This window comes from Corynebacterium meitnerae (genome assembly GCF_027570075.1).
GTDB lineage: Bacteria > Actinomycetota > Actinomycetes > Mycobacteriales > Mycobacteriaceae > Corynebacterium > Corynebacterium meitnerae.
On sequence record NZ_JAKMUS010000004.1, the window covers coordinates 66,131 to 91,543 of the forward strand.

Annotated in this window: 26 protein-coding genes and 4 pseudogenes; 16 read left to right on the plus strand and 14 right to left on the minus strand. The window is 63.3% G+C overall.

Annotated elements, in window-relative coordinates; all coding sequences use genetic code 11:
• Positions 1-7 precede the first annotated feature (7 nt).
• Complete coding sequence (locus tag L8U60_RS03805; RefSeq protein ID WP_269965058.1) at positions 8-856, minus strand: SMI1/KNR4 family protein; 849 nt, start codon at positions 854-856, stop codon at positions 8-10.
• Here L8U60_RS03805 and L8U60_RS03810 point away from each other — a divergent pair.
• Positions 800-1,288, plus strand: coding sequence for a DpnI domain-containing protein (locus tag L8U60_RS03810; RefSeq protein ID WP_239245653.1), 489 nt, complete (start codon positions 800-802; stop codon positions 1,286-1,288). The two genes, L8U60_RS03805 and L8U60_RS03810, sit on opposite strands and share 57 nt — an antisense overlap.
• 75 nt (positions 1,289-1,363) lie before the next feature.
• On the opposite strand, the gene L8U60_RS03815 is transcribed toward L8U60_RS03810, so the two are convergent.
• Both L8U60_RS03815 and L8U60_RS03820 read right to left on the minus strand, forming a co-directional pair.
• Positions 1,364-2,266 (minus strand): alpha/beta hydrolase, encoded by a 903-nt coding sequence (locus L8U60_RS03815; protein ID WP_239245656.1) that lies wholly within the window; start codon positions 2,264-2,266, stop codon positions 1,364-1,366.
• Between the two features lie 136 nt (positions 2,267-2,402).
• Positions 2,403-3,619 (minus strand): annotated as a pseudogene (locus tag L8U60_RS03820) (IS110 family RNA-guided transposase).
• 481 nt (positions 3,620-4,100) lie between these two features.
• Between L8U60_RS03820 and L8U60_RS03825 the strand changes: the two are divergent.
• The 10 genes from L8U60_RS03825 to L8U60_RS03870 all read left to right on the plus strand — a co-directional run bounded on the left by L8U60_RS03825 (position 4,101) and on the right by L8U60_RS03870 (position 14,902).
• Positions 4,101-4,604, plus strand: a complete 504-nt coding sequence (locus tag L8U60_RS03825) for an ECF transporter S component (RefSeq protein ID WP_224370287.1) — start codon at positions 4,101-4,103, stop codon at positions 4,602-4,604.
• Positions 4,605-4,711: 107 nt separating this feature from the next.
• Entirely contained in the window at positions 4,712-6,913 is a 2,202-nt protein-coding gene (locus tag L8U60_RS03830) for an ATP-binding cassette domain-containing protein (protein ID WP_269965059.1), read from the plus strand.
• A gap of 175 nt (positions 6,914-7,088) precedes the next feature.
• The gene (locus L8U60_RS03835) at positions 7,089-7,970 is read left to right on the plus strand and encodes an AMP-binding protein (protein WP_269965060.1); all 882 of its coding nucleotides are present in this window, start codon (positions 7,089-7,091) and stop codon (positions 7,968-7,970) included.
• Positions 7,967-8,185, plus strand: coding sequence for a hypothetical protein (locus L8U60_RS03840; RefSeq protein ID WP_148132123.1), 219 nt, complete (start codon positions 7,967-7,969; stop codon positions 8,183-8,185). Before L8U60_RS03835 ends, L8U60_RS03840 begins: the two co-directional genes overlap by 4 nt.
• The gene (locus L8U60_RS03845; protein ID WP_269965061.1) at positions 8,182-9,201 is read left to right on the plus strand and encodes an ABC transporter ATP-binding protein; all 1,020 of its coding nucleotides are present in this window, start codon (positions 8,182-8,184) and stop codon (positions 9,199-9,201) included. Before L8U60_RS03840 ends, L8U60_RS03845 begins: the two co-directional genes overlap by 4 nt.
• Positions 9,198-9,950, plus strand: coding sequence for an ABC transporter permease (locus L8U60_RS03850; protein WP_269965062.1), 753 nt, complete (start codon positions 9,198-9,200; stop codon positions 9,948-9,950). The genes L8U60_RS03845 and L8U60_RS03850 overlap by 4 nt, the downstream gene beginning before the upstream one ends.
• Positions 9,878-10,684: an ABC transporter permease gene (locus L8U60_RS03855; RefSeq protein ID WP_269965063.1), complete on the plus strand. Its 807-nt coding sequence runs from the start codon at positions 9,878-9,880 to the stop codon at positions 10,682-10,684. The genes L8U60_RS03850 and L8U60_RS03855 overlap by 73 nt, the downstream gene beginning before the upstream one ends.
• A gap of 107 nt (positions 10,685-10,791) precedes the next feature.
• Entirely contained in the window at positions 10,792-11,394 is a 603-nt protein-coding gene (locus L8U60_RS03860) for a class I SAM-dependent methyltransferase (RefSeq protein WP_269965064.1), read from the plus strand.
• Between the two features lie 5 nt (positions 11,395-11,399).
• Complete coding sequence (locus tag L8U60_RS03865) at positions 11,400-13,169, plus strand: ABC transporter ATP-binding protein (protein ID WP_269965065.1); 1,770 nt, start codon at positions 11,400-11,402, stop codon at positions 13,167-13,169.
• Between the two features lie 17 nt (positions 13,170-13,186).
• A complete protein-coding gene (locus tag L8U60_RS03870) occupies positions 13,187-14,902 on the plus strand; it encodes an ABC transporter ATP-binding protein (RefSeq protein WP_269965066.1) in 1,716 nt (571 codons plus the stop codon).
• 5 nt (positions 14,903-14,907) lie between these two features.
• On the opposite strand, the gene L8U60_RS03875 is transcribed toward L8U60_RS03870, so the two are convergent.
• From L8U60_RS03875 to L8U60_RS03895, 5 genes and pseudogenes are all read right to left on the minus strand, one after another.
• Positions 14,908-15,792, minus strand: coding sequence for an SLAC1 family transporter (locus L8U60_RS03875; RefSeq protein ID WP_269965067.1), 885 nt, complete (start codon positions 15,790-15,792; stop codon positions 14,908-14,910).
• A 105-nt stretch (positions 15,793-15,897) separates the two neighbouring features.
• A complete protein-coding gene (locus tag L8U60_RS03880) occupies positions 15,898-16,488 on the minus strand; it encodes an anti-sigma factor (protein WP_269965068.1) in 591 nt (196 codons plus the stop codon).
• A pseudogene (locus L8U60_RS03885) lies at positions 16,488-17,063 on the minus strand (sigma-70 family RNA polymerase sigma factor). The gene L8U60_RS03880 and the pseudogene L8U60_RS03885 overlap by 1 nt, the downstream one beginning before the upstream one ends.
• 3 nt (positions 17,064-17,066) lie before the next feature.
• A complete protein-coding gene (locus L8U60_RS03890; protein ID WP_269965069.1) occupies positions 17,067-17,198 on the minus strand; it encodes a hypothetical protein in 132 nt (43 codons plus the stop codon).
• The gene (locus L8U60_RS03895) at positions 17,174-17,308 is read right to left on the minus strand and encodes a hypothetical protein (protein ID WP_269965070.1); all 135 of its coding nucleotides are present in this window, start codon (positions 17,306-17,308) and stop codon (positions 17,174-17,176) included. The genes L8U60_RS03890 and L8U60_RS03895 overlap by 25 nt, the downstream gene beginning before the upstream one ends.
• A 158-nt stretch (positions 17,309-17,466) precedes the next feature.
• Between L8U60_RS03895 and L8U60_RS03900 the strand changes: the two are divergent.
• Both L8U60_RS03900 and L8U60_RS03905 read left to right on the plus strand, forming a co-directional pair.
• A pseudogene (locus tag L8U60_RS03900) lies at positions 17,467-18,519 on the plus strand (cytochrome c biogenesis protein/redoxin); the annotation flags it as partial.
• A 70-nt stretch (positions 18,520-18,589) separates the two neighbouring features.
• The gene (locus tag L8U60_RS03905) at positions 18,590-18,730 is read left to right on the plus strand and encodes a hypothetical protein (RefSeq protein WP_224213110.1); all 141 of its coding nucleotides are present in this window, start codon (positions 18,590-18,592) and stop codon (positions 18,728-18,730) included.
• Here the strand turns inward: L8U60_RS03905 and L8U60_RS03910 are convergent, their stop codons facing one another.
• Positions 18,731-19,960, minus strand: coding sequence for an MFS transporter (locus L8U60_RS03910; protein WP_070758589.1), 1,230 nt, complete (start codon positions 19,958-19,960; stop codon positions 18,731-18,733).
• Between the two features lie 91 nt (positions 19,961-20,051).
• Between L8U60_RS03910 and L8U60_RS03915 the strand changes: the two genes are divergently transcribed.
• Positions 20,052-20,729 carry a TetR/AcrR family transcriptional regulator gene (locus L8U60_RS03915; RefSeq protein ID WP_070462451.1) on the plus strand — a complete coding sequence of 226 codons (678 nt, stop codon included), beginning with the start codon at positions 20,052-20,054 and terminating at the stop codon, positions 20,727-20,729.
• A gap of 247 nt (positions 20,730-20,976) precedes the next feature.
• Here L8U60_RS03915 and L8U60_RS03920 read toward each other — a convergent pair whose 3' ends face one another.
• The 4 genes from L8U60_RS03920 to L8U60_RS03935 all read right to left on the minus strand — a co-directional run bounded on the left by L8U60_RS03920 (position 20,977) and on the right by L8U60_RS03935 (position 23,952).
• Positions 20,977-21,315, minus strand: coding sequence for a hypothetical protein (locus L8U60_RS03920; protein ID WP_239245686.1), 339 nt, complete (start codon positions 21,313-21,315; stop codon positions 20,977-20,979).
• Between the two features lie 160 nt (positions 21,316-21,475).
• A protein-coding gene (locus tag L8U60_RS03925) for an IS3 family transposase (protein WP_269965071.1) occupies positions 21,476-22,668 on the minus strand; the annotation gives its coding sequence in 2 pieces (ribosomal slippage) (positions 21,476-22,380 and positions 22,380-22,668; 1,194 coding nt in all).
• A gap of 63 nt (positions 22,669-22,731) precedes the next feature.
• The gene (locus L8U60_RS03930; RefSeq protein WP_239245692.1) at positions 22,732-23,199 is read right to left on the minus strand and encodes a hypothetical protein; all 468 of its coding nucleotides are present in this window, start codon (positions 23,197-23,199) and stop codon (positions 22,732-22,734) included.
• A gap of 12 nt (positions 23,200-23,211) precedes the next feature.
• Complete coding sequence (locus L8U60_RS03935) at positions 23,212-23,952, minus strand: coiled-coil domain-containing protein (RefSeq protein ID WP_269965072.1); 741 nt, start codon at positions 23,950-23,952, stop codon at positions 23,212-23,214.
• A 447-nt stretch (positions 23,953-24,399) separates the two neighbouring features.
• Here L8U60_RS03935 and L8U60_RS03940 point away from each other — a divergent pair, with 447 nt between their 5' ends.
• Positions 24,400-24,675, plus strand: a complete 276-nt coding sequence (locus L8U60_RS03940) for a thioredoxin domain-containing protein (protein WP_141759459.1) — start codon at positions 24,400-24,402, stop codon at positions 24,673-24,675.
• Between the two features lie 18 nt (positions 24,676-24,693).
• Positions 24,694-25,005, plus strand: a pseudogene (locus tag L8U60_RS03945) (cytochrome c biogenesis protein DipZ); the annotation flags it as partial.
• Here the strand turns inward: L8U60_RS03945 and L8U60_RS03950 are convergent.
• Positions 25,002-25,352, minus strand: coding sequence for a hypothetical protein (locus L8U60_RS03950; RefSeq protein ID WP_070852087.1), 351 nt, complete (start codon positions 25,350-25,352; stop codon positions 25,002-25,004). The pseudogene L8U60_RS03945 and the gene L8U60_RS03950 overlap by 4 nt on opposite strands.
• Positions 25,353-25,413: the final 61 nt, after the last annotated feature.

The following is a 25,413-nucleotide window of genomic DNA, read 5'->3' on the forward strand; positions in this document are numbered from 1 at the left end:
GGTGGAGCTACCCGCGCTCCCAGAGCTGAATCGGCTCGTAGCGCTCCGGATACCGCAGAACCGAGTCCACCAGCTCATCCACCTCCGAGAATTCGAGGAACCCCATCGAGTCGTCGTCACGCACGATCAGCGGACGCGCGAAGAGTTCGCGGAGCGCCGCGGCCTGCTCCTGCCCCAGGTAGGGCTCGTGCGACTGGAGCCAGGCTTCCGCGTTACGACGGGGCTCGCCCTCACCCAGGTAATCGTCGTCGTAGAACTCGGCGGAAGCGACGACTATCTCCGCGAAAATGAACCCGGCGAGATCCGGCGCGAGACGCTCATCCTCCTGCTCATCGTTCTGCAGCAGAACCACGGGGACCGGACCCGCGCCGGCGGCCCCGGTGCGGAAGCAATAGAGGTTGCCGCCGGGCTCCATCCCGAAGGGCAACAGGCCCTCGGCGGGATCGATGTTCCGGAAATCGTCCGGCTCCGCAAACATCTCCAATCGGCGGGCGATGTCCTTGGCCCCGAGCAGCTCGAAGTTCGTGCTGAAGTGCAGCAGCGGGACTTCGTCGCCGGTGGGGGACATGTCCACCATGCCGTCGTCGGCGAGCGTCAAGTACTCCTCGGGCCATGTGAGCCCATGTGCGGCCGAGATCTCGCGCAATTCCGCCGAGGTGGTCATGGCACCGTTCCTTCGTTCAAGTGGTCTTGACCCAGAATCTAGCAAGATGGGGGCAGGATGTCCCGGCATCGGAGGCTGGGCCACGGGCCGACGCACGCGCGCAGAAGAGCGCGCACCGTTGAGGAGGAACATGACATGGCCACGACGAAGCAGAAACTCGGCACGGCGGGAGAAGAACTCGTCGCCAAGCATGCCCGTTGCCCGGGGTGCAAGCGCACCGACAAGTCGTTCAAACTCCTGCCCCCGAACTTCAAATGTGCCGATCTCGTCTGCGACTTTTGCGGCTACCTGGCTCAGGTGAAGTCGAAGCGGATCAAGGGGGAACTGCCGGACACCATCACCGGCACGATCCTCGGTGCCGCATGGGGCCCGCAGCGTGAACGCATGGAAGCGGGCATCTACTTCAGCCTCTACGTCGTCCTGGTCAATGAGGTCGGGCAGGCCAGCATCTACTTCCTGCCCCGCGACCTGCAAACCGCGGAAATGTTCGTCCCCCGGAAGTCTCTCGGCCCGGAGGCTCGGCGCGCCGGGTGGCAGGGCTTTATGATCGACATGGACAAGGCCATGGCCGACGTTGTCCGCATCTCCGACGGCGACGTCGAGGAGTTCGTTCTCCGCGCATGACCCGGGAGTGCGGAGTACACATATTCGTAGATCAGGGGCGTCTGATCCTTGGGGAAAGCCAGCCTGCGGTGCGGCTCACCGCTCGTTGACGGCAGTCGGGACGTGCCGTGCGAGAAAGGCCAGCTGTTCGGCGACGTTGTGCTCGAAGGCATCGCCGACGTAGATGTCGAAGTGCCCGCCGGGCTGCATTCGCACTTCGCCCTTTGGGGCCTTCCGCACATGCCGCAGGGTGGGGCCCGGCGGGGCCAGCGTGTCGTTCTCGCAGACCGCGAAGTGCGCCGGGGACTGGATCTTGCGGGCGTGTCGTCCCGGGAAATAGCGCAGAATATCCAACCCGAATCGTGCCGTGATGTCCGAGCGGATGTCATCTCCGGCGGGCACAATTGCTTCGATGCCGGCCACGCAGTCGGGCGCCGTCATCAGGGCGGTCGACCCCGGGTCCCCGTAAGCGGGAACCATCACAGGTTCCTTGCTGCGCCACGCGGCGAGCAGATCGCGCACGGCCAGCAGGCCGATCTTGACCGTGGTCGCAGGCGGCAGCGCCAACGTCGAGGCCAATCCATCGGTGAATGGGCACTGCGCGATGACCGCGGCAAGCCTGGGGTCCCGCGCCGCAGTCCGAACCACGTGGCCGCCACCAAAGGACGTGCCCCAGATGACCACACGGTCAGGGTCGACCCCGTCGAGGCCCCGCGCATGGGTGATCGCGGAGTTCCAGTCCTCGAGCTGACGCCGCACCGACAGGAGCTGACGGGGCTCCCCGGCGCTCGCACCGCAGTGCCTGTAGTCGAACACCAGGCAGCGGTAGCCGGCGGCGCTGAAACGCTCGGCGAAGGCATCGAGGCGCATCTGGCGTACCCCGCCGAGACCATGGGCCATCACGATGATCGGCCCCGGGGCAGGGGCGTCGTCGGGGACGTACAGCCACGCGGCGCAGGATCCATCTCCAGAGGGGAAGGTCACGTCAGATCTAGTCATGGCGTTAACCCCAGGGGGGTGTCCCTATGTGGATTGTCAACAGTCAGGCGGGACTTTCACGTACATCGTATGGGGGTGTAGCCATGACTAATCGCCGGGCCGCATCGTGCGGGCCGGCGGTGATCAGCGCAGCGGCCTACGCAGCCGTGGCGATGGTTCTAGCAGGGGTTTCTCGGGAGAGCTTACGCCGAGTCAACAGGGCATAGATGACGTTGCAGCGGCTCCGGGCAAGCCGCATCACCGCGGCATTGTGCTTCTGTCCTTCAGTCCGTTTACGCAGGTAGTAGTCGCGCGACGCGGGATGGCAGTTCGACGCGATCCACGCCGATCGAAACATCGCGTTTTTCAAGCGTTTATTGCCGGCCCTGGTGGGAAACTCTCCGCGGATCGACGTACCCGACCGCCGGGTGATCGGCGCGATGCCAGCGTAAGCGGCCAGGTGTGCGGCGTCGGCGAAGTCGGAGCAATCGCCGATGGACAGCAAGATGTTGGAGGCGGTCTTGATGCCTACGCCGGGCATCGACATCAAGACCTGGGCAAGAGGGAACGATTCGAGCATCTCCTCGACTTGTTCGGCGATCGTGTCGCGCTGTGCTTGAAGCGCTTTGATGTTCGCCGCCAGCTGCGGGATGACCAATTCTGCTGCCGCAGTGCCGGGTACTGTGACGGTTTGCTCGGCAAGGGCGGCGAAAATTGCGTCAACCAGGGCAGCAGGGTCCTTCTTGGCGCGGTTGCGCATCCACTTCAGGACCCGGCGTCGACCTGCGGCGGTCAGTTTTGTCGGACCTTCGTAGTGGATTAGCGAGTCCAGCACCAGCGTGCGCGAGAGAATCTCGCCTGCAAAGACGCGCTCGAGTGCGGGGTGAATCTGTGTGAGCACGCTGCGAAGGCGGTTTTTCGTTCGGGTGGCGTCTTAGGTGCTGTCGTCGTGGAATCCGGCGAGCATCTTCAGCGCTACTAGTGTCTCGTCGTCGCGGTCGACTGCCCGCAGTGTGTGCGGCATGGTGCGGGCGGTGTCGGCGATGATGAATGCATCCCGGCGGCGGTTTTTGATCGTCCAGGGTAGAAATCGGCTGCTTGTCGCATGGCTAGGTCGGGGAGGTCTCCGACCGTGCAACCGCAGTCGCGGGCCACGGCGATGGGCAGGGCGCCGATCGTGTTGGGTTGATTGACGACCATGAGAACGCTGCCGTGGGCTTGCATGGACGCGAAGATTTCGCGCCGTGCGGCTTCGTCTTGGGGCAGTGGTTTGTCGTAAATTCTCTCGCCGGTGTTGGTCAGCGCGCAGGCATGGCGGCCGGTTTTGCCGACGTCGAGGCCGATGATGATTTCGGGTGTTCTGGACGGTTCCATGGTGGTGTCCTTCTGTTGCGGCTGGTCGCCGGTGTCTTGGACATCCGTTGCAGGCACCCACGTTACGACGAGACCTCTGTTTGGTCCGTGTCCCTATTAGCTGTCAGCGGTTATCCCCGGTGCCCGGTGGCAACACCCCCGGATTATGGAAATGTTCACGCAGATAAGCCATGCCGGGCCCGGTGACCGCGCCCCGTGAGGGGGCACCATCACGGTAACGGGGGGGGGCGGGGGTAAGGTCAGTAAATTGAGCCTGGCGTAAGTCGATAAGCATTGCCTAACCTAATACTGTTTCAGGTGGTGTTCCCGATTGGGAATCGGCAACGGAAGCGAGGCGGCGACGATGAACGGAAAACGTGGATCGACCGGAGAACCCCTCTCCGGAGGGGAAGCCGGGAACGCGGGCCCAGACGGGACGGGTGACGGGCGGTTGGTGCACGTCGCACCGGTCGCAGCGGGTGGCCGACCATCCACCCGCGACATGCTCGTCGCCGCCGCGATCGGCGTCGCGGGGTCTCTCATCGTCGTGCCCCTGACTTACCTGCAGGTGTTCGCTGGCATCGCCCACGTTTATCTCGTCGCGGCGACGCTCGGGTTGTGGTTCCTGCCGTGCGTTGTTCCCCTCATCGTCGTCCGCAAGCCTGGCGCGAGCCTTATCGCGTGCCTTGCCATGGGCGTCGTGTCCGCAGCGACCACCCCGTTCGGCGTCGCCGCAATCGGGGCGCTGATTATGGAAGGATTACTCATCGAGCTTCCGTTCATGATCACCCTGTACCGGCGGTGGACGCGTCCCCAGTTCGTAGCATCGGCGATATTGTTCTCCGCGCTGATGGGAACGATGGCCCCGCGCGCAGTCGGCGTCGACTCGCCGACCACGCCCATGACCCTGATCAGCTTCGCCGTAGCCTTGGCATCGAGCCTGGTGTTTTTGGTCCTGGGCTTTGCCGTCGCAAAGGGGCTTCGCAGCCGCGGGGTCACCCGGTGACCGGCGGAGCACCCGCGTGCGCCGGTGCGACACGCGGGACGGCCCCGGCCCGGTTACGGGTTAGTGGTGCGGGCGTGCGGCACGCCGATGGGCGATGGGCACCCGACATGGTGGATCTCTCCTTCGATTTCGGCACGATTAACGCCATCACGGGACCCGTGGGATGCGGAAAGACGAGCCTGGCCCACCTTATCGCTGGACTGATTCCCTCGCACATCCCCATCGACCATGCCGGATTCGTGCACATCGTCGATGCCGACGGCACCGAACGCCCCGTGGACGGGGACCGGGTCACCTTCGTCGGGCAAGACCCGGCGACGCAGGTGCTCACGCTCCGAGTCGTCGATGACGTGGCCATGGCCCTCGAGTTTTCCCTCGTGGAAGCCAGTATCGTCGCCAAGCGATCAGCCGAGGCTCTATCGGAGCTCGGGCTGTCAGAGCTCGCGGAGAAGGATCCGTGGGCTTTGTCGGGCGGGCAACGCCAGCGGATGGCCATCGCCGGTGCGGTGGCCAGGGCGCCGGAGGTCATGATCTTCGACGAGCCCGCGGCCCACGTCGACGAGGACGGTCGCCGGTCGCTGTTCGCCGCCATCCGTGATTTGCGGGCCCCGGGGCGCGTCATCCTGCTCATCGAGCACGACCTCCGCCCGTTCGACGGGTGGGTCGACACGGTGACGATTCTCGATGCGGACGGGAGCGTCGCCGCCCACGGAGCGCCGGATGGCATCGCGGTGAAGGGCATTGCGACGTCTGCCGCGACCGCCGGAACGCCGGACGCCAGTACGCCGGGCACGGGGGCGCCGGACCGTCCCGATCCGGAATCAGAGGCGGATGCCGTTCCACTGCTGGCCTTGACCGGAACCCACGTGGCCCGAGGCGGGGAGAGGATCCTGAACGGGGCCGATCTGACACTGGAACGGGGCGAGATTCATGCCCTAGTCGGCACCAACGGAGCTGGTAAGTCCACCTTGCTGGCGGTGCTGTCGGGCCAGATGAAGGCGGGAGCGGACATCCGAATTGACGGCGAGCCAGCCCGGCACGCCCCCGACGCCTTCGCGTCGTGGGCGTTCCAGAACCCCGAGCACCAGTTCACCCGCGCGACCGTCGCCGCGGAAATCGACTCCGCGCTGGCCGGCACGGACCCGCACGGGCCACTCGGCACCGATGAGCTGCGGAAACTGCGGGAAGCCCTGTGCCCCCGGGCACTTGACCCCGTCTCGCCGTTCGTCCTGTCGGGCGGACAGAAAAGACGGTTGGGCATCTTCCTGGCGGTGGCGGCCAATCGCCGTTTGCTGCTTCTCGACGAGCCGTTGGCGCACCTGGATTCGCCGAGCTCGCGCATCGTGCTGGATGCGCTGGCGGAATACGCCGGGGCCGGCGGAACCGTTGTGTTCACGTGCCACGACCGCCGTGTCGCGCGAACGTGGGCGGATCGGGCGAGCATCGTCGCCGAAGGGAAGGTCGCCTGGTCCGGTCCCGCGGCCGCCGTGCCGGCTGCCCCGGAGTCGTCCCGGCGGGATCGCGCACTGCCCGCCGCCGGCGCACGGACGTCCGGGGACGAAAGCCCCTGGACCGGTGAATCCGACGCTCGGAGGCGCGCGGGGTTGAACGCCATCACGATCGTCGCGGCGGTGATGCTCGTCCTCGTCGCCGGGCTGCTCTCCGGCGGAGACGCCGTTCTCGCGCTGACGGGGGGCGCGTTCCTCGCACTCGCTGCGATCGCGGAACGCGACGTTCGGGCGACGGCGGGGAAGGTCCTTCTCGTCCTGTTAATCGGGGTGTTCTTCGGCCTGCTCGGGTGGCGCTCCGAGTTCTACGGAGGTGGGGATCCGGCGGGGGCCGTCCGCCACGGCATCCATCACGGACTGCTGCTGACGGCCGTGTTCGCGGGGACGGTCCTGGTCTCCGCGTGCATGCGCGTCGAGGAGCTTTTCGACGCCATGGTGCAACGCCTCCGGGTGCCCTACACATGGTGCACCATAGCGATTGCCGGGGTGAGCATCGCGGCGTTCCTGCGCAGCGAAATCCCCCAGCTGACATGGGCGATTAGATTGCGCTCGATGCGACCGGAGCAGTCTTTCCGCTCCGGTTTCATTCGCGCGACGACGCCCGCGCGCATCGCCTTTCCCTTGTTCGTTAGCGCCGTGCGCTGCGCCGAAAAGCTGTCCCTGACCCTGGCGATGCGCAACTTCGGCCGCCATCCGCGGCGCACCTTCCGCACCAATCACCCCTGGCGAGTGCGTGACGGGTTCGTGGCCGCAGCGTCCGCCGCGGCCTTCGTCGCCGCCCTGGTGTCCGCAGTGACTTGACGGGCACCCGGAACCGGCGGGTCCCCGGGCCCGCGAGCGTTTCCGAGCTTGTGCGGAGACGCGCCCCACCCAGTTGTTTCACCCTTTCAACCCTTCAGACACATCCTCCGGGTCACGCCATGCGGGCCCGGTCCGCCCGGCACCGGCATGGCGCCGACAACCGAAAGAGGTACCAATGAACACGATCCGGACCATCAGCGACGTGCTTCGGGACAAGGCCGATGAGACGAAAAAGGGGATCACCTTCGTCAAGAATCGGCGGGACGTCTTCGTCCCGTATGGCCAGGTCCATGCGGAGGCGGTGGCGGCTGCGACTCGGTTGGCCGAAGCCCGCATCGGCCCCGGCGATCGCGTGATCTTCCAGGTTTCGGAGAACCGCGGGCTCATCCGGGCGTTCTGGGGCTGCGTCTTCGCCGGCGCGGTTCCGGCGCTTGCGCCGCCGGTGTCAGGCCCGGTTGACGTCTACAGGGTGCGGACGCTCTCGGACATGATGCCCGGGGCCCCGATTCTGGTCGACGAACGCAGTCACACGCTGCTCACCGGCGCAAACGGTGCCGTGGTCGTGGGCGAGGACCGGCTGCTCGACGTGTCCATCGTCAATGACGCTGCCGTGGAACCGGGTGCGGCGATGCCGGGTGATGCTGAATCGGACTTCTCTCAGGCGGGGGAGGTGGATTCCGGGGATGGCGCCGGGATGGTCCCCGCGTTCCCGGTGCGAGGTGGGACGGCCGGCGAAGCCCTTATCCAGTTTTCGTCCGGCTCCACGGGATCGCCAAAGGGCGTCATCGTAACCAACGAGTCCGTGCTGAACGGTCTGCGCGCGACGATCCCACGCCACGCGCACCGGTACGAGAACAAGATGCTCACGTGGCTACCTTTGACCCACAACCTTTCGCTGATTGGCTTCCACGTCTACGCCCTTTTTCGTGGGTACGACCAGGTGTTGCTGCCGGTTTCCGAGGTGGTCGCCGATCCCCCGAGGTGGTTCGAGGCCGTGACCAGGCACCGGCCGAGACAACCGTCGTCCGGGCGACTGGCCCGGGTTCCTACAAAATGACCGCGGCGATTGCTGCCGCCACCGTTGTGGCGGTCGCGGGGAAGCCGGTCGCGCCGGGGTGCCGGGATCTCGTCGGCCACCCCCGGCTCCTCGAACCGGTCCTCGCCTTCGCCCGCGATGCGGGCATCCATATCGAGGTGCCGCATGACAACCCGACCACGGGGCCGCTGCCGACAGCGGCCCACTGCGATACCAAAGAAAAGGGGAAACGATGACGGATCAAGCTGAACGAGGTGCGGCGATCGTCGTCCGCGACCTCACGAAGAGCTACCCGATTGCGGGCAAAGCGGGCACCCCGCCCGAAGGCGGGCGCAAGGGAAAGCGCGGCGCCCGGATGCGCAAGCATGTGCTCGACGGCGTGAGTTTTACCGTGCCCGCCGGGGCGATCGTATCGTTCCTCGGCCACAACGGTGCAGGCAAGACCACCCTCATCCGAATCCTGTCGACGCTCATCACCGCCGACTCCGGCGAGGTGAGCATCTTCTCGCGCGATGTGAAAGAGGACCCGGCGGGCGTGCGCGCTGACATTGCCACCACCGGCCAATTCGCGGCGATCGACGAGAACCTCACCGGCCGGGAGAACCTGGAGTTCTTCGGGCGGCTGCGCGGACTCGACCGCGCCGCCGCGGCCGCCCGCGCGACGGAACTGCTCGCGCAATTCTCGCTCGCAGACAGTGCCTCGACGCTGGCGTCGGCCTATTCGGGTGGCATGCGGCGCCGCCTCGACATCGCCGCGTCGCTGTGCGTCGTGCCCAGGCTGCTGTTCCTCGACGAACCCACGACGGGGCTGGACCCGGTTAGCCGCGAAGAGCTGTGGGGCTTCATCCGGCAGCTGCGGGACGACGGAATGACCCTGGTGCTGACCACCCAGTACCTGGAAGAGGCGGAGGCGCTGGCCGACCACGTCCATCTGCTCAAGGATCGTCGCATCGTCGCCAGCGGAACGCCGGAGGAATTGCGCCGCGACTTCGGGTCGCACGTGCTCCGAGTGTCCTTTGCCACTACCGCCGAGGCGGAGGCGTTCGCCCGCTGCCTCGGAGGAACGTGCCTGGACGGCGCCCGCGTCGCGGGGAAGTCGGTGTCCCTCGACGTCGACCCCGGACCGCGGGTCCTCGAGGCGGTGGCGCAGGCGATGGAGGCCTCGGAAGCGTTGCCGGATTCGCTGAGCGTGTCGCCGCCCACCCTCAACGAGGTATTCATATCGATGAACGCAGGGGGTGCGGCGCGATGAGTGCGACGTCGGTCGCGGCGTTTCTCCGTCGGGATCTGCTGCTGTTGCGACGCAACACCGCGTCGCTGATTTCCATGTTCGTAGTTCCGCCCCTCTTTCTGCTGTGCCTGTACGCGGTGTTTGGGTACTCGGCGGGGCAATCCGGCTTCGGGTACCTGCGTTTCGTGCTCGGCGGCTGCCTGTTCCAGGCGGCGATGTTCACCGCCGCGGCGTCGGCGATGGCGGTGGGACAGGACGTCGAATCCGGGCTCGTTGACCGCGTGCGCGTGTTGCCCGGGGCCACAGGCGGCTATGTCGCCGGCAGGCTCGTCACCGATGTGCTGCGGATGTCCGCGTCGATCGCGGCGCTGCTGGTCGTCGCGTGGGCCTGCGGCCTCGACATGGCTGTCGGTGACGTCGCGTGGACTGTCCTGTGGTCGCTGCTCGCCGCGGCGGTCCTGTCCCTGGTCACGGACGGGGTGATCCTGATGGTGCCCGCCCCGGTGTCGACGGCCTCATCGATCCAGGCGCTGGAAATGCTGCTGCTCATGTTCTCCACTGCGTTCATTCCGGCGACCGCTTTGGACGGCTCCCTGCGCGACGTCGTACGTCACATGCCGTTTTCGCCGATCATCGAGGTGATCAGGGCGGCGTCCCCGGATGCCTTCCCGGATAGTGCCGGGGAAGAGGCAGCCCTGTGGCTCGGTGTCGCGGCGGTCGCCGGAATCGTCCTGTTCATCCGCCGGTTCACCTCGAGGAGCGAATCATGATCGGCCCCATCTTCGTGCATCTGCGGCGCATTGCCCACATTTGGCTGCGGCGCCCCGACTTCTGGTTCATGACGTTCATTGCTCCGCTCGTGTACCTGTTCATCGTCAACCGCATGTTCGGTGGCCTGGTCAGGCAGCTCACCGGAGAGTTCGAACTCCCGAACGCGGTCATCCTGGTCGTGACGACGTGGGCGTTCATCTTGGCCATCACGGGATCGTCCACTGTGTTCGTTGAACGCAGCAATGGCCTCCACGAGCGGTTGATCACCATGCCGGCGCCGTACGCGGCCGTGCCGGCCGCACGGATCATCGCCGAGTTCATCCGGATCATGGCGATGTCGGTCGTCGTCGCGGCGGTGGCCGCCTTGCTTTCCGACAGCCCCCCTGAGGCGTCCTGGTGGTGGAGGATCGCGGTGACCGGCGCGATGGTTGCCGCGGCGGCCGCATGCACCGGCACGTACATCGCGTTCTCCATCACCAGCCCCCAGGGCTCCGTGGCCCTCATCCCGTTAATCATCGTTGCGATGTTCGTCAACACGGTGCTCATGCCCGCCGACCACTTCCGTCCTCTCCTGCGCGGAATCGCCGGGCACACCCCCGTATCCGCGGCCGGCGAGGCCGTCAACGGCACCGGGGCTGCGGGTCTGGTGGTCTGCGCGGCCTGGTTCTTAGGCATCGCCGTGCTCGCGGCGTGGGGCATCGCCGTGAAAACGAGGCCGGGGGAGTCTGCATGACGGGCACGTCCACGGGGGCATCGCCGCCGACGACGGCCCGCGAACCCGAGCACCTAACCCGAAACCGCCGCGTGGACGCGGCCCACACACCCCGGAGACAGAACCAGATGAAGTCGATTGCCCAGATTGTCCAGAACAACCGCAGACTCCTCGCGGCCTACGAGGACAAGGTCCAGCCGAGGTTCCTCCGCCGCTATGCGCGTGAACCGATGGACGCCGCCGCCGTATATCGGAAGCTCCGTGCGCTGGATCCCGGGCCGGATGCGCCGGCCCGGGTTCTCGACCTCGGTTGCGGAACCGGGTGGCTCGCCCGCGAACGCGCCGCCGTCGACGGGCTCGGGGCCCGGACGGAATTCCACGTCGCCGACGTCCTCGCGCCGCTCGCGGGAGAGCCCGGCAGGACCGATGAAATCTGGGTGTGCGGCGCGCTCCACCAAATGAAGGATGCGGGTGCCGCGCTCGACAGGGTCGCCGGGCTGCTCGCCGACGGCGGCATCGCTTACGTGCAGACGTTCGCCGAGGATCCCGACGTGAACGAGCGGGTCGACATGGCCGTCATGGCGAAGATGGGCCACCGGGTGTTCCGGGGCAGCGAGCTCGAGGACCTCGCCGAAGCCAACGAGTTGAAGTTGGGCGGAGCCTCACACGTCGGCATGGTGTACTTCCGCACTCTCACGAAGAAAAGCGCGATCGGGGAGGCGGGCAAGTGAGCGCCGTGGACGGGACCGTAGGCCCGTGGTCGCTGCTCGCCCCGATTCGGACCCGGATGCGTGCGGTGGTCGCGTTATCCGTCCTGTCGTCGGTGGCTACCGTCGCTTCGCTGGTCGGCATCATCGACATCGCGATGACGTACCCGGAGGCTCCGGAGCATCGGACGTGGTTGGCCGTGGCTGTCATCGTCGTCGCCGCAACGGTGCGCATGGCCGCGGACGGCGCCGCCGGCATGCTCTCGCACCGGGCGGATAATGACCTGCAGCTCCACCTCCGGCGCCGACTGGTCGCCCAAATCCGGAAGTTGCCGCTGGGCTGGCTGGACGCCCGGCGCTCGTCGGGAATCATCGAGTCGGTTGAGAAGGACGTCGCGGCTGTCCACCAGCTCATGGGCCACACCGTCGGTGAGACCGTGGTGGCGGTGCTGGTTCCCCTGCTTTCCCTCATCGCGCTCGTCGTGGTGGATTGGCGGATCGCGGTGGTGGCGGTCGTCCCGGTGCTGGTCACCTTCGCCTTGATGGGCGTGATGATTTCGTGCGGAGCTGGTCTTCAGCGCGACTACGAGCGAGCTTCCGAAGGAGTGACGGCCGCGGTCATTGAGTTGGTGCGCGGTATCCCGGTGATGAAGTCCTTCGGACGCGCTAACCAGGGCGCGGGTCGCTACGATGCCGCGGCGTTGTCGTTCGTCCGCGCGTGGTCCGCCTGGTCCCGGCAGTCGAACATTTATCTCGGGCTTATCGACGTGGTGACGTCCCCGACCACAGTTCTCGCAGTGGTGTGCGGGGCCGGCCTCGCTCTGAGGGACGCCGCGGGCGGCATACCGGAGGGTCTCGTCGCCGGGCTGGTTCTCAGCCTTGGACTCTCCGCGGCGATCGTGCGGGTGGCCATGAACTCCGAACCCATCATCGCGGGGATCGCCGCCCTGAAGTCCATCGCGGAGGTACTGAGCACGCCGCCGATCGCCGAGCCCGCCGATCCGGTGCCCGCGCGCGGAGGCGCGCTCGAGGTCCGGAACCTGGTCTTCTCCTACGGCGATGGGCCGCGGGTCCTCGACGGGATGTCCGCGACGTTCGAACCAGGGACCCTCACTGCGCTAGTGGGGTCCTCCGGTTCCGGAAAGTCCACCGTCGCCCGGCTGTTGGCGCGTTTCCATGACCCCGTTGAAGGCTCGGTGCTGCTGGGCGGCGTCGATCTTCGCGACATCGCCGTGCGCGACGTGCACCGCTCGGTGTCGGTGGTGTTCCAAGATCCGCAGTTGTTCACGCTGCCGTTGCGGGAGAACATCCGGCTGGCCAGGAGAGACGCCACCGACGACGAAATCATGGCGGCCGCGAAGCTCGCGAACCTCGATGCGGTCATTGCGGCGCTGCCGAAGCGCCTGGATTCGGTGGTCAACGTCGACGTGACCTTTTCCGGTGGTGAGGCGCAGCGCGTAGCCATCGCGAGGTCGATCGTCACGGACGCGCCGGTGCTCATCTTCGACGAGGCAACCGCTTACGCGGATCCGGCTTCCGAGGCCCTCATCCAGTCCGCAATCGAGCGTTTGGCCCGTTCGCGGACGGTGATTGTGATCGCGCACAGGTTGAGCACGATCCGCAACGCCGACCGCATCCTCGTTCTCGATGGGGGAGCGGTCGCGGAGGCGGGTACTCACGACGAGTTGCTCGCGAGCGGTGGCCGCTACCGGGATTTGTGGCGCGCGTTCACGCTCGACGACGAACCATCCGCCCCGCGGGGCGCTGAATCAGACGATGAAAAGGCGGGGAACCGATGATTCGAGACTTGTGGTCGATGACGGATCGGCGCTCGAGAATGACGCTGGTGTGGCTCATTGCGTTGGCCACGCTTGCCGCGCTGGCCCAGGGAGCGGCGTTCGTCGCGCTGCTGCCGCTGCTGTCGGCTCTGGCCGAGGGAGATGATGCGACGGCGTGGCGTTTCACCGGCGTCATCGCCGGCCTCGCGGCCGCCCATGCGGTGCTGTCCCTCGCCGCGGGGACAGTCGGCAGGGCGAATTCCGCAGCGGTGCTTTCGTCCCTGCTGCGTTCCCTGGGCGAACGCGTGCTGACGTTGCCACTCGGGTACGTCACCAAGTCCACGGCCGGCCGCTTTTCGGAGATGGCGTCGTCGGGTATCGCGTTCGCGGCGTCCGTGCCGCACGTGATCCTGCGGCCCGTCATCGCCGCGGTGGTTACGCCGACCGTCATCGCCTTCGGAATTCTGGCGGTGGATTGGCGCGTCGGTTTGGTTCTTGTCGCGTCGGCGCCGGTGCTCTTCTTCGCCTACCGGGCCATTGGCCGGGTCGGCGGGGAGTCGGACGAAGCACATGCTGAGGCCGTCGCTGCCGTCTCCAGCAGGCTGATCGAGTTCACCCGCGGCCAGCAGGCGATTCGCGCCGCGGGCGACGGTTCGGCGGCGGACGCGATGGTAGATGAGGCTATCCAGGCCCAACACGATGCGTTCGCGAAGGCGACGTCGACGCAGGGGGCGGCCATCGGACGGTTGGGTTCGGTCGTCCATGCGGTGTTCACGGCGGCGGTGATCGTCGCCGTGGCAGTCGCCGCGACGGGCGGGATGGCGCCGACGCATTTGGCGCCGATGCTCATCGTGCTCGTCCAGTTCACCGGACCGATCACCACGGCGGGAGCGTTGTCCGGCGGTTTCGGTGCGGGCCGCAACACGTTGGCTGCGTTGCGTGACCTGCGGGCAATCCCCGCCCTTCCTGAACCTGCCGCACCGGAGCTGCCCGACGGGCATGACGTGGAGTTCCGCGGCGTGAGCTTCGGGTACGGAGATAAGAAGGTTCTCGACGACGTCAGCTTCCGTGCACCTCAGGGAGCGCTGGTTGCCGTAGTGGGACCGTCGGGGGCGGGCAAAACGACGGTCATGCGGCTGCTGTCGCGTTTTCATGATCCGGACTCGGGGGAGATCCTCATCGGCGGGGTGCCCTTGCCTCGGATCGGCACCGACGGCGTGAACTCGCTGGTGACCCCGGTGTTCCAGGAGACGTTCCTTTTCGACGCGTCCGTGCGGGACAACCTGGTCTTCGCCGACCCCGGCTTCGGTTCCAGGCCCGGTGACGGGGACCGCTTGCGCGAGGCCGCCCGGCGTTCCGGGGTGGACCGCATCGTGGAGCTGCTGCCTTCCGGGTGGGATACCCCGGTGGGGGAGGAAGGGACGCTGCTGTCTGGAGGTGAGCGGCAGCGCCTCGCCATCGCCCGGGCGCTTCTGAAGGATTCCCCGGTGGTGCTTCTCGACGAGCCGACGTCCTCGCTGGATGCGGCCACTGAGCGGGCGATCGTCGGCACGATTGAGGCGTTGCGCGGCGATCACACTGTGATCGTCGTCGCCCATCGCCTGCACACCATCCGCGATGCCGACCTCATCGTCGTGCTTTCGGAGGACGGGACGGTCGCAGAACGGGGCACGCACGATGAATTGCTGGCGAAGGGCGGCCGCTATGCCGAGTCGTGGACCACCACGACGACGGCATCGGAGAAGCGCGGATAGCTAGTTCATCTAGCACCAGATTGGCTTAGTTCCCAGGAGCCAAAGCGCACCGCGCAGACACCCCAGTGGAGGAGCAAGAGCACGAGGAGCGCCAAGGAAAGTGTGTGCCAGCCTTCGTCCCAAGCACCCAAGCACAGAGTGCCCACGGGGAAGGTAGAGCCCCACCAACCAGGGCCGTAGGGCGCCCAGTGGAGGACAGCCTCGTAGAAGCAGTACATGGCATAGAGGACACACGGTACGGCGAGGGTGAACATGATGAGGCCGTACAGGTGAGCGTCGAAAAGCAATGTCGATGCTGCCGTCGACTGGCCAATAACACCGAGGGGAATCCACGCTGTACCCGCGGCGGCGCCACGCGGGCGCGTGCGGGACCAGTAGCAGTAGAGGAACAGCGGGATCGCGGTGAAGAACGTGAGGAAGAAGCACAGCTCGCCCGCGCAGTGATAAAACTCGCCGTGATGGGTGGCCAGCTGCCCGGCGGATGTCGCAGCGACCATCGGGGACACGAGCGCCAAGCCCCACGGGAACGCAGGCTCGGTGTAGTGCGCGGACTGCTTCCACAAACCCCAGAGTTGCCACAAGCACACAATGATGGCCAGTGGCGCGCCGATCCACCAGCTGACCAACTGGAACACGTCATTTCCGGTGAGCGCCGTCCACGCCGAGCCGCACGCGAGCAGCCCCATCGAATACATGCCCCACGCCGCCATGTTCTGGTGCCGCGGCGGCTCATTGCGCACGCCGACCGTGAACACAACAAGGAGTCCCGCCGCGATGAGCGCAAAAACGACCTGGGCTACATGAAATCCATGTAACCCAGTCAAACTCGACGCAATCGAGGTTCCCATTAAAGCGCCAGCCCAAGCGGGACCGAACTTTGGCAACGTCATAGGACTAACGCTAGGCCTGCCACCTCGCCTCATCCACTTTGGGTAGGGGCTTTGTGGTTTTTAGAACGCGAATGGCCTGAAGCACGCCAAGGGAAGCAACCGGCACTAGAGCGTCACGTTGGCCAGCACCGCGCCGGTGGGTTGCGCCGCGCCGGCGGCTACTTCCTCGGTTACCAGAACTGAAGCAGTTCCACCGGGCAGCGGCATCCACACGTCGTCGTGGGGTTCTTGGCCGATGACTCCAGCCGATTCCACGGCGCCGTCAGCCATGACGGCCCACACTTGTGCTCCCATGCCGTCGTTGAGAGCTGGCTGGCCGTTGACCATGGCGCCGCCCTTGCCCATGTCAGAGCTGATCACGATGTCGAGGCTCGCGCCCATCGCGTCGGCCTGACCTTGACGCGCGTCGTCGGCCTCCATAATTGCGTGCATTTCGTCGACGCCTTGGGCTGCCACGAATTCGCGTGACTCGTCGACAGTGAATTGGGCGACCGCGAACCCGCCACCGGCGATGAGCACAACGGCGGCTGCTGCGGCGGTTGTGAGACGTCGCCAGGAGCGGTTCTTCCGCGCGGTGTCGAAGTCTGTGACCTGGTCGGTAGCGTCGATACGCTCCATGATTGAGCGTTTGAGCTCCGGTGGCGGAGTGACCGGCGTGGCTGCGGAATTGAAGAGGTCCTCGATATCTTTATCCATCACAGGCCTCCTTTCAACGACACGGCCTTGCGAAGCTTTTGCAACCCGTCGCGTACCCGGGTTTTGGCTGTTCCGAGAGCGACGCCAGTGGCATCGGCGATTTCTTGGTGGGTGAGTTCCCCGAAATACGCGAGCATGAGCGCACTTCGATGGGGCTCTCCGATTGAATCAATGAGTTCTTGTAGCTCCTCAGACTCTAGTCGCTGTTGAGCTTCGTCCTCAGCGGCAGCGACCCACGTGGTCAGTTGACTGTTGAAATCGTCGGTGTCGCGGGCTTGGGAGCTGCGTCAGCTCCGCAGCCGATCGATGGCTTGCGATTTGGCTAGCCGCAGTACCCATGACTTGGCGCTGCCGCGGTGTGGGTCGAAGGTGTGGGCGCTTAGCCATACCTCCACGAAGACTTCTTGGGTGACCTCTTCCGCTTGGGCCCGGTCGCGCAAGATGTGGGTGGTGAGACCGAGAACCTGTGGGGCCAGAACGTCGTAAAGCTCGGCGAAAGCGACTTTATCGCCCGCGCGCACGCTTTCTAAGAGACGGTCAGGATCCCCAGATTCCAAATCTAACACCTGGGTCATGTGCTACTTGGATTCTTCCATCATTTTGTCTTCGCTCATCATGGCATCGGAGGACGGTGCCATGGAGTCGCTCATCATCGCCTCGGAAGACGGGGCCATGGAGTCGCTCATCATCGCCTCGGAAGACGGGGCCATGAGCCGTCCATCTTGTCCTCCATCTTCTCCCCGGAGTCGTTGCATGCAACGAGGCCGACGGCGGCGATGACGATGGCGCTGACGCCGGCGATTGCGCGGTTGATAGACATTTTGTCTCCTTCACTTTGTCGGTTCGCAGGCGCAGTATTTCTGGCCCGTCACTGAGTACTACGGAGCCGGGGGCTGATGCGGATTGGACCAATCCGGTGCGGGTGCTCACTCCGTAGTGCTGGGTGTAGGAAAGGCAACCGGAAAGTAGAGGAAACTCATGATCAGCGTGATTCTTGTCGGATTCATCGGAGGTCTGATCACGGCATTGTCGCCGTGCATTTTGCCGGTGTTGCCGGTGGTGCTGGGTGTCAGCGTCGGGCGTAAACCGTCGCACGTGGTGACAGGTTTGGTCGTGAGCTTCGCCGCGATCGCGCTGCTGGGTACGATTCTGCTTAGTGCGCTGCATTTGCCACAGTCAGTATTGCGCTGGGCGGGAGTGGTGTTGCTGGCATGGGTGGGGCTGGGAATGATTTTCCCGCCGGTGGGGGAGGTGTTGCAGAAGCCCTTTGACGCGCTTCCGCGCCCCACGGCATTGCAGGAGAAAACGCGCGGCAAGGGAGGTTTTCTCATCGGTCTGGCCCTTGGCGCGGTGTACGTTCCGTGCGCGGGCCCGGTGCTTGCAGCGGTGACGGTGGCGGGCCCGACTGGGCATATCGGCTGGAACACGGTGGTGCTCACTGTTGCGTTCGCGATTGGGCCCGCGCTGCCGCTGTTAGTGTTCGCCCTGGCGAGCAACAAGATCGGTGACAAGGTAGACGCGGTGCGGCGCCACCGTAAGGCCATCGGCGTGCTCATCCTGGTCTTCACTGCGGCGTTTGCTCTCGACGCGCCGGCGGCGATCCAGCGTGCGCTGCCGAATTGGACGTCGTCGCTGTCGAACCGTTTTGAGAATTCGGACTTGGCCAATGACGCTCTCAACAAGGTCGGACCAACTGGGAGCGGTTCACTGCAGTCGTGCCGCCGCGCCGACCCCGCGCAGCTGCAGGATTGTGGCCCGGCACCGGAATTCGCGGGGCTGACGAACTGGATCAACGCCGACCAGCCGCCGAGCCCGCAGGACGGTGGTGTCATGCTCGTTGATTTCTGGGCGTACGCCTGCATCAACTGTCAGCGTGCGGGGGAGCACATCACGAAGCTTTACGACACTTATCGAGATTCCGGCCTCACCGTCGTCGGCGTCCATTCCCCTGAGTACGCTTTCGAGCACGACCTGGGCAATGTCCGCAACGCCGTAGAAAAGGAAGGTATCCACTACCCGGTGGCGCAGGACATTACTGGATACTCACCACAGCGTTACTAAATCCGTGGTCCTAACAGCTATCGCGTCCCCATTCGTGGCCATGTCTCAGTCGTTTAGCAAGCAGGCGAATACGCTCTGGTACGAGATTTTCGATGTCGTCAAAGACAACTCGCTGGTGGACTACTCGGGGCCGACTCCTGCGGATAACGTGATGGAACGGCTACTTCAGGCACGTTCATAGTTATTGGCGTAGTGCGGGTACGGTGTGGGCGTAGATGACGACCACTGCAATCAAGGCGATACAGACGGCGAAGGGTGCCAGCGGGTTCCACCCGTAAAGGGCGGTCGAAGCCAGCGGGGCAATCGCGTACGCCAACCCATTATTAGCGTTGATGATGCCAGCCACTGCGCCTTGCTCATCTGCACTCATCTTCAAGGTTGGGCCAGTGTTGTACCCGGGCATCGCCAGTCCCATACCTACCCCCAGCACGATACACCCGACAACCAGTAAAGCGTGCGAGGAGGTAGGCCAAATGAGCACAGTTGCAACTAGTGTAATGGCCAGACCAGTACGTAAAAGCTTCGCTGCTCCCCACCCTGTCTTTGGAGCAATCACCGCTTGGGCAATGATCATGGTCACGCCCATGATGGTCAGGTAAATCGCGGAAATACCTGCGGTCGCAGTTGCCGACAGGGCGAAGCGGTCTTGGACAGTGAATCCAAAAATCGTAGCAACAGAAGAAAACACAAGAAACATCACCAGACCAGTTGCTAGCCAGGGAGCTACACGCGGATCAGTGAAGCGAATCCGTTGAGGCTTTGCAAAAAGTTGCCCTCGGCTTTGAGGTGCGAAACTCACCAAGAGAACAACCAGACCAATCACCATCACAACGGGCATGACCACCAAGGGCAAGAGCAGGCCACCAGCAGCGGCTAACACACCTCCAGTAACACCTCCAACAATGGAGGCCATCCCTTGAGCCGCTCCAATCATGCCCAGTGCTTTTACCCGCCCGTTCTCGCTGGCAGCATGCGTGACCAGGTGGGCTTGCGCGGTCGGGGCGATCGCTGAAATCCCTCCACCATAGAGCAAACCACGAGTGATCACAACACCAAAAACTAGTCCGACACCGCCAACTACCTGGTTCATCCCCAGGTAGGAGACAATACCGAAGGCGCTCAAAGCGATGATCGCGATCACAAGCCCAGCAGCGAGTACACGTTTAGCGCCGACACGTTGGGAAGCTCGCCCCCAATAAGCACTCAAGCTCGCTAGTACAATCGCTGCCAAAGAGATAGTGGCGCCAATATGCCATTCCCGCAATCCCATCTGTCGTGACAGTGGCGCGATGATCGGATTGAGAATCATTTGCCCCATAAAGGCGAGAAAAACGATTCCCACTACCAGGTTCGCTTGCGCTGCTGGATCAATAGAGCTCTGTGTCGGCTTATTACTACGAGGGTCGGGCATCACTACACTCCATTACTAGAACACTGTTTCACTTAGGGATATTGTAGAATGGTGTTCTAGTAAGGGTCAAGGAATAAGTTAGGGTCACCTTATGAACACTGTGCTAACGGGGCGAAGGGCTGGGCTATCACGCGAGCTGATTGTCAAACAAGCTGTACAGTTAAGCGCGATCAGTGGCGTTGAGGGATGGTCAGTACGGGACATTGCCCGTGAACTGGGCGTGGTTCCCTCAGTGATTTATCATTATTTTCCAAACAAGGAAGCCATTTGTGATGCTGTTGTAGACCGGGTATGTGTCGGGATTGAAGTTCCCGACCCGGACCTTGAATGGAAAGCCTGGTTTCGAGCTATGGCTCACAATCTACGCCCCGCATTGTTAGCATATCCGGGGATTACCGACAGGTTCGCGCGGGGCAAGTTCACCGAACAGTTTTTGCCGATGATCGATGGAGCCTGGGCCAAACTACAAGAAGCTGGGTTTGGTGACAATTCGCCTGTGGCCTACACAATTATCGCGAACTCGATCATCCACACGATCGGAGCGAGAAACCTGCGCGCATCCAATCAAATCCAGCCTCGCCACAACCTGCACGAAATGCTTGTCAGGCTTGAGCCTATGATGGCTCAATCTGTTGGACTGACCAGTATTGTCAACTCTTACCTGGAGCCTCTCTCACACCCTGATGAAGAAGAAGCGATGTCCGAGGAATACTACGACCTCGTCATCGATGTGATCCTAGACGGCATCGAACACACCCTGCTGCCTTAACTCTGACCCACTTCTCAATCATCGTCTTAGTGAACGCCCGCACAGCTGTGTACTTCAACACAGCGGATGTAGCCCAGTTGATAAGCCGGGTCAGTTCACGTTCACACCCGCGTTCTCATGGTCACAGAGACGGTTAAATAGTTCTTCCTGATACGGATTATTCATGGTGTGCCCTTCATCCAGGTATGGGTAAAGGGGGCCAAGGCACACACCCTGACCCCCTTCGCTGTCTGCTACGGGCTAGCGTCTACTCGGTAGCACCCGCCGTGGTCGGCTCCACCACATCATGTTCAGCCGTCGCCAGCGCCTCCGGGCGGATCACGGAACCGCCGTACACCTGGAGGCCCGTAATCGCACGGGTGAAACGGAACGGCAGCATGGACGATTCCTCCACCTCCGTGATCTGGTAGCCGAACGGGGTAGCCATCGGGTGGCCCGCAATGACCACCTCACGGCCCGCCACCGTCGGCACCGTCGGCGCGGAAATGATGCGGAACCCGAGCAGGCGACCAATCTCACCGTTCAAGAGATTGCTGTTGTTCACTGCCTTGTCCAGGCGCTCATCGTGCAGCAGCGCCGCTTCCATCCATCTCGGGGCCAACCATCACGAAACGGTCAGTCTTCGGAACGTGGGTAGCGTTCAACTTCTTACGCAACTTCACTAGCACGGAGAAAGAATCGGGCCCGGCCCCCGGAAAGTAGACACCATGGGGTGGTGAAATTGTGGGGCTTACTTTAGCGCATTGTTACGCTGCGTGGGCTTCGTACTCTGTGGGGGTGAGGTACTTGCACCAGGAGTGTCTTCGGCTGGTGTTGTAGCGCACGCACCATGCGAAGACGTCTCGTCGGCAGACGAGCTGGTTGGCAAAGACTTTCTTGTCTTTGAGGACCTCTCGTTTCAAGGTGGCGTTAAACGACTCCGCCAGCGAGTTGTCGGCACTGGTGCCGACCGCACCCATGGACTGGGTGACGTTGAGCCTGCGGCAGGTGGCCTGAAACTGCGATGAGGCATAGACACTTCCGTGGTCCGAATGAAAGATCGCCCCGGCAAGACTCCCGCGGGTGTGGTGTGCGTGCTCGAGTGCTTCCTCGACGAGTTCGGTGCGCATGTGTTCGGCGATAGCAAAGCCGACGAGCATCCGGGAATAGCAGTCAATGACCGAAGCGAGATACATATTCGACCCGTCCGCGATCGGCAGTGAGGTGATATCGCCAACGAGCACCCTATTTGCAGCCGGGGCCGTGAAATCTCGCTTGACCAGGTCGGCAAACACCACGCGATTGGGCCCACGCCTGGTGGTGGTGACCTTGCGTTTTTTCGTGTAGCCACGCAGGCGAAGCTTCTTCATGATCCGGGCGATGCGCTTATGGTTGACCGGGCCATTGTCGTTGTAAGCGTCGTTATAGGTCAGCTCTGCCGCGATGCGTTTGGCACCGTAAAGCTGGTCTTTCTCGTCAAAGACCGCCTTGACCTTCGCCCCTAGCATGGCATCGTCAATCAGCCGGCGGTGCCGTTGGGCGCTGCTGGCTTTCCATTTGTAGTAAGAGCTGCGCTTGAGCCCAAGGACGGTGCACATCCGCTTGACCGAGTACTCGGTGCGGTGGTCCTCGACAAACTGGAAGCGGATCACCAGTTTGTCTCTTCCATGAAATATTTGGCCGCCTTGCGCAAGATATCGCGTTCTTCTTTCAACCTGGCGTTTTCCTGCTGCAGTTGGCGTATCTTTTCTGCATCCGTGAGCTGCTTGGCACGATCAGCATGTGAAACCGGTGGACTCTGGGTCTTTGCACCGGTGCCGTACGTGTCGACCCACGTGCGAAGCGTGGTGCGGTAGATCCCTAAAACTTCGGCTGCAGCCTTGAGCAAGAGATGTGGATCGTTCTCGTACATCGCGACCGCGTCACGCTTGAACTGATCCGAATAAACCTTCCTAGGCATGGACGTAGATTACCTTTCCCCGACCCAACACGGCCGGAATCAGAGGTGTCTACCAAACAGGGGTCAGGTCCAATCCTTGGAATCAATATCCAACGGAAGCTTGCCCACCTGGTTCTGCTTACGAACGCCGTCCTTCATGAGTTTGCCGATGTAGGTATCTACCTGCTCGGCCATGCCCTCCGCAGCCTCTTGCACAGCCTCCGGCTTCACATCCAGGCCGGACTGGACGGAAGATACCAGCGGAATCTTGAAGTTGAAGTAGTCGCCCTGGTCGGTCTTGAACTTACGCTCTCCGAACTCGACATCTTCAACAATCATGTCTTCGGACTCGTCGTGCTTACGGATGGTGGGACGGCCAAGGTTGGAGACAACAACCTCGTCACCCTTGCCCTTGATTTCACCTTCGAAGTCGCGGTTCGTCACGCCTTCCTGCGCGAATGCCCAGGTCTCCTTGAGCGGCTGCATGAGCGCGGACGCGACAACGGGGCCAATTACCGGATCCCAGTTCTTGTGGGACTGTGGAGTTGCCATAGTGTGTTCCTCCTAGTGGAAACTGTTAGCGGCTGATACGGCCTTCCTCCACTGCCTTGTTGATTTCCTCAAACTTGCCCTGTGCGTACAGGCGGTTGAGGTCATCGGCGGTGAGGATTCGGCCATCGTTGTTGTTCGTGGGGCTGGGGTTCCGCTGGTGCGGGGTGCTACCCCACCCGCCTTGAACTGTGGGAATGAGTTGAGCGTGTTGGTGACGAGTTCGCCAGCCTTACTGTCCCACTCGTCGCTGCCCCACTTCGGGAGATCACCTACACCACGGAGATACGGCACAAGCATGTCGGGGTCTGCCCCGTTTTCCTTCGCCAGCTTGCGTAGGGTGTTGTCCTCGCGCATTCGGTCGAGTTCGGCCTGGAGCTTGTCACGCTCGGCTTCTCCTGCCTGCGCTGCCTGCCTGGCCTGCTTGATTTGTTCCTCCGGGTCTTCGTCGGACGGTTCAAAACCGAGTACCTGCGCGAGTTTCTTCAACGTCGCTGCCTGTTCTTCCGCCTGCTTCGCCTTCACTCGGCGGTCGCCGTTCTCGTTCTTCAACTTGCGGTTTTCCGCTTCGTATCGGGCGAGCTGCTTACGTAGCGCGTCAAGGTCTACGGCTTCGTCCGCCTCGTTGGCCTGCGCCTCGCCTAGGTGTTCACCGGCTTGGGTGTAGTTGCCCTGCTCGGTGTCGTGCTGGGCTTGCTGCGCCTTGTCAGCGGCCTGCTGTGCGAGGTCTGCGGGGGTGGTGTTTTCATCCGACATGTGGTTTGTCTCCTCCGTGGGGTGTTGGGTGTGTTCCACGCCTTGGTGGTAACGGAGGTGAGTATGAGACATATTGGTTGGCGGTCAGTTTTATTGAGTGGTTACCCAGTCCCCAGCTTCAACAAAAGCTGTTAAATCAACAGGGGAACTTCCTAGTAGCTCCACCGTGCCGTCGGACTTCACCAGCGCGGCGCTATCCCCATCATCTGCGTTCTCCCCTGGAAACACTGCAACGGTTCCGTCTGGGTGTACACATACCTCTACGTCCCAATCTTTGCCAGGATACGTCGAACAAACCATGCTGTAAGCACGGGTTGCAACATGCTTAATCAACACCAATTACTCCTAACAATTCATCCGTAGGTGTCAAATCGTCCGTGCGCATCATCGTCAGCGAACCCGCCTTCAACTTCTTCAACCGTTCGTCAACATTGATTAGTCCATCTGATGACTGGCCCTCATGACTTTGCTACGTGGAGGAATTTCAACAACCGCTACTGGCCAGCCCGCTACCTGGTGGACAAGCACGGCAACGTCCGGCAGATCGTGGAAGGGGAGGGAAGCTACGCCGAGACAGAAAAGCTCGTGCGTGAATTGCTTGTCGACGCCAACACCGAAGTCAACCTCCCCGAACCGGTCGAAGGCGGCGAAGCAGCAGGCGGTACAAAGGGCCGCAACCCGGAAACGTATCTCGGCACTGCGCGCGCCGAGTACACCAAGTAACCCGGTTACACCGACGGCGAGCACGACTTCGGTGAACCGCCCGCCCCAGAGCGCGGCATGTTCACTCTGAACGGGACGTGGATTCTCGAGGAGGAATCAGTGCAGACCACCAGTGGAGGACACCTGGACATCAACGTCTTCGCCAAGTGGGTCCAGCTCGTGGTTTCGGGTGAAGGAGAGATCGAAGTCGAGTATCCGGACGGTGCGACAAAGTCGTTCCCGGTCACAGATGGAACCCTCGACCTTGCGAAAGGCGACACGCCCACCGAGGGAGTGCTGCGCATCCGGCCCACGGCAGGCGTGAAACTGTATTCGTTGACCTTCGGCTAGGCAGAGACAACCTTGTCCAGCGCCTCGGCGAACCGCGCGACGATGCCGTCGACCTCGTGAGCGGCGCTGGCCAACTGGGAAATAAAGTCGGCAGGCAACTCGAGGCCCGCAGCGGTTTCCACGTGCGCCGCGAAGACGACGGAAGGGTGCTCAGGACGCACCTTCGGTTTCGGGCCATTACCAGAGCGCTTATCCGGAGAAGCCTTCTGCTCCCACTCCAGCGGGGTAGTGATCGTCCCCTGAGTACGGGGATTTCCCGGTTTTACAGGCTGATTCAGCGAGAAAATTGTTAATAACGCCTGCGGATTCTTACGCCCATCCTTGGTCTTCGTCCACGCGCTACTCAATGGTGTGCTGGTTTTGCGTGATCTCGGTTTCAGCAATGTCCATCAAACGCACGAGACGGGG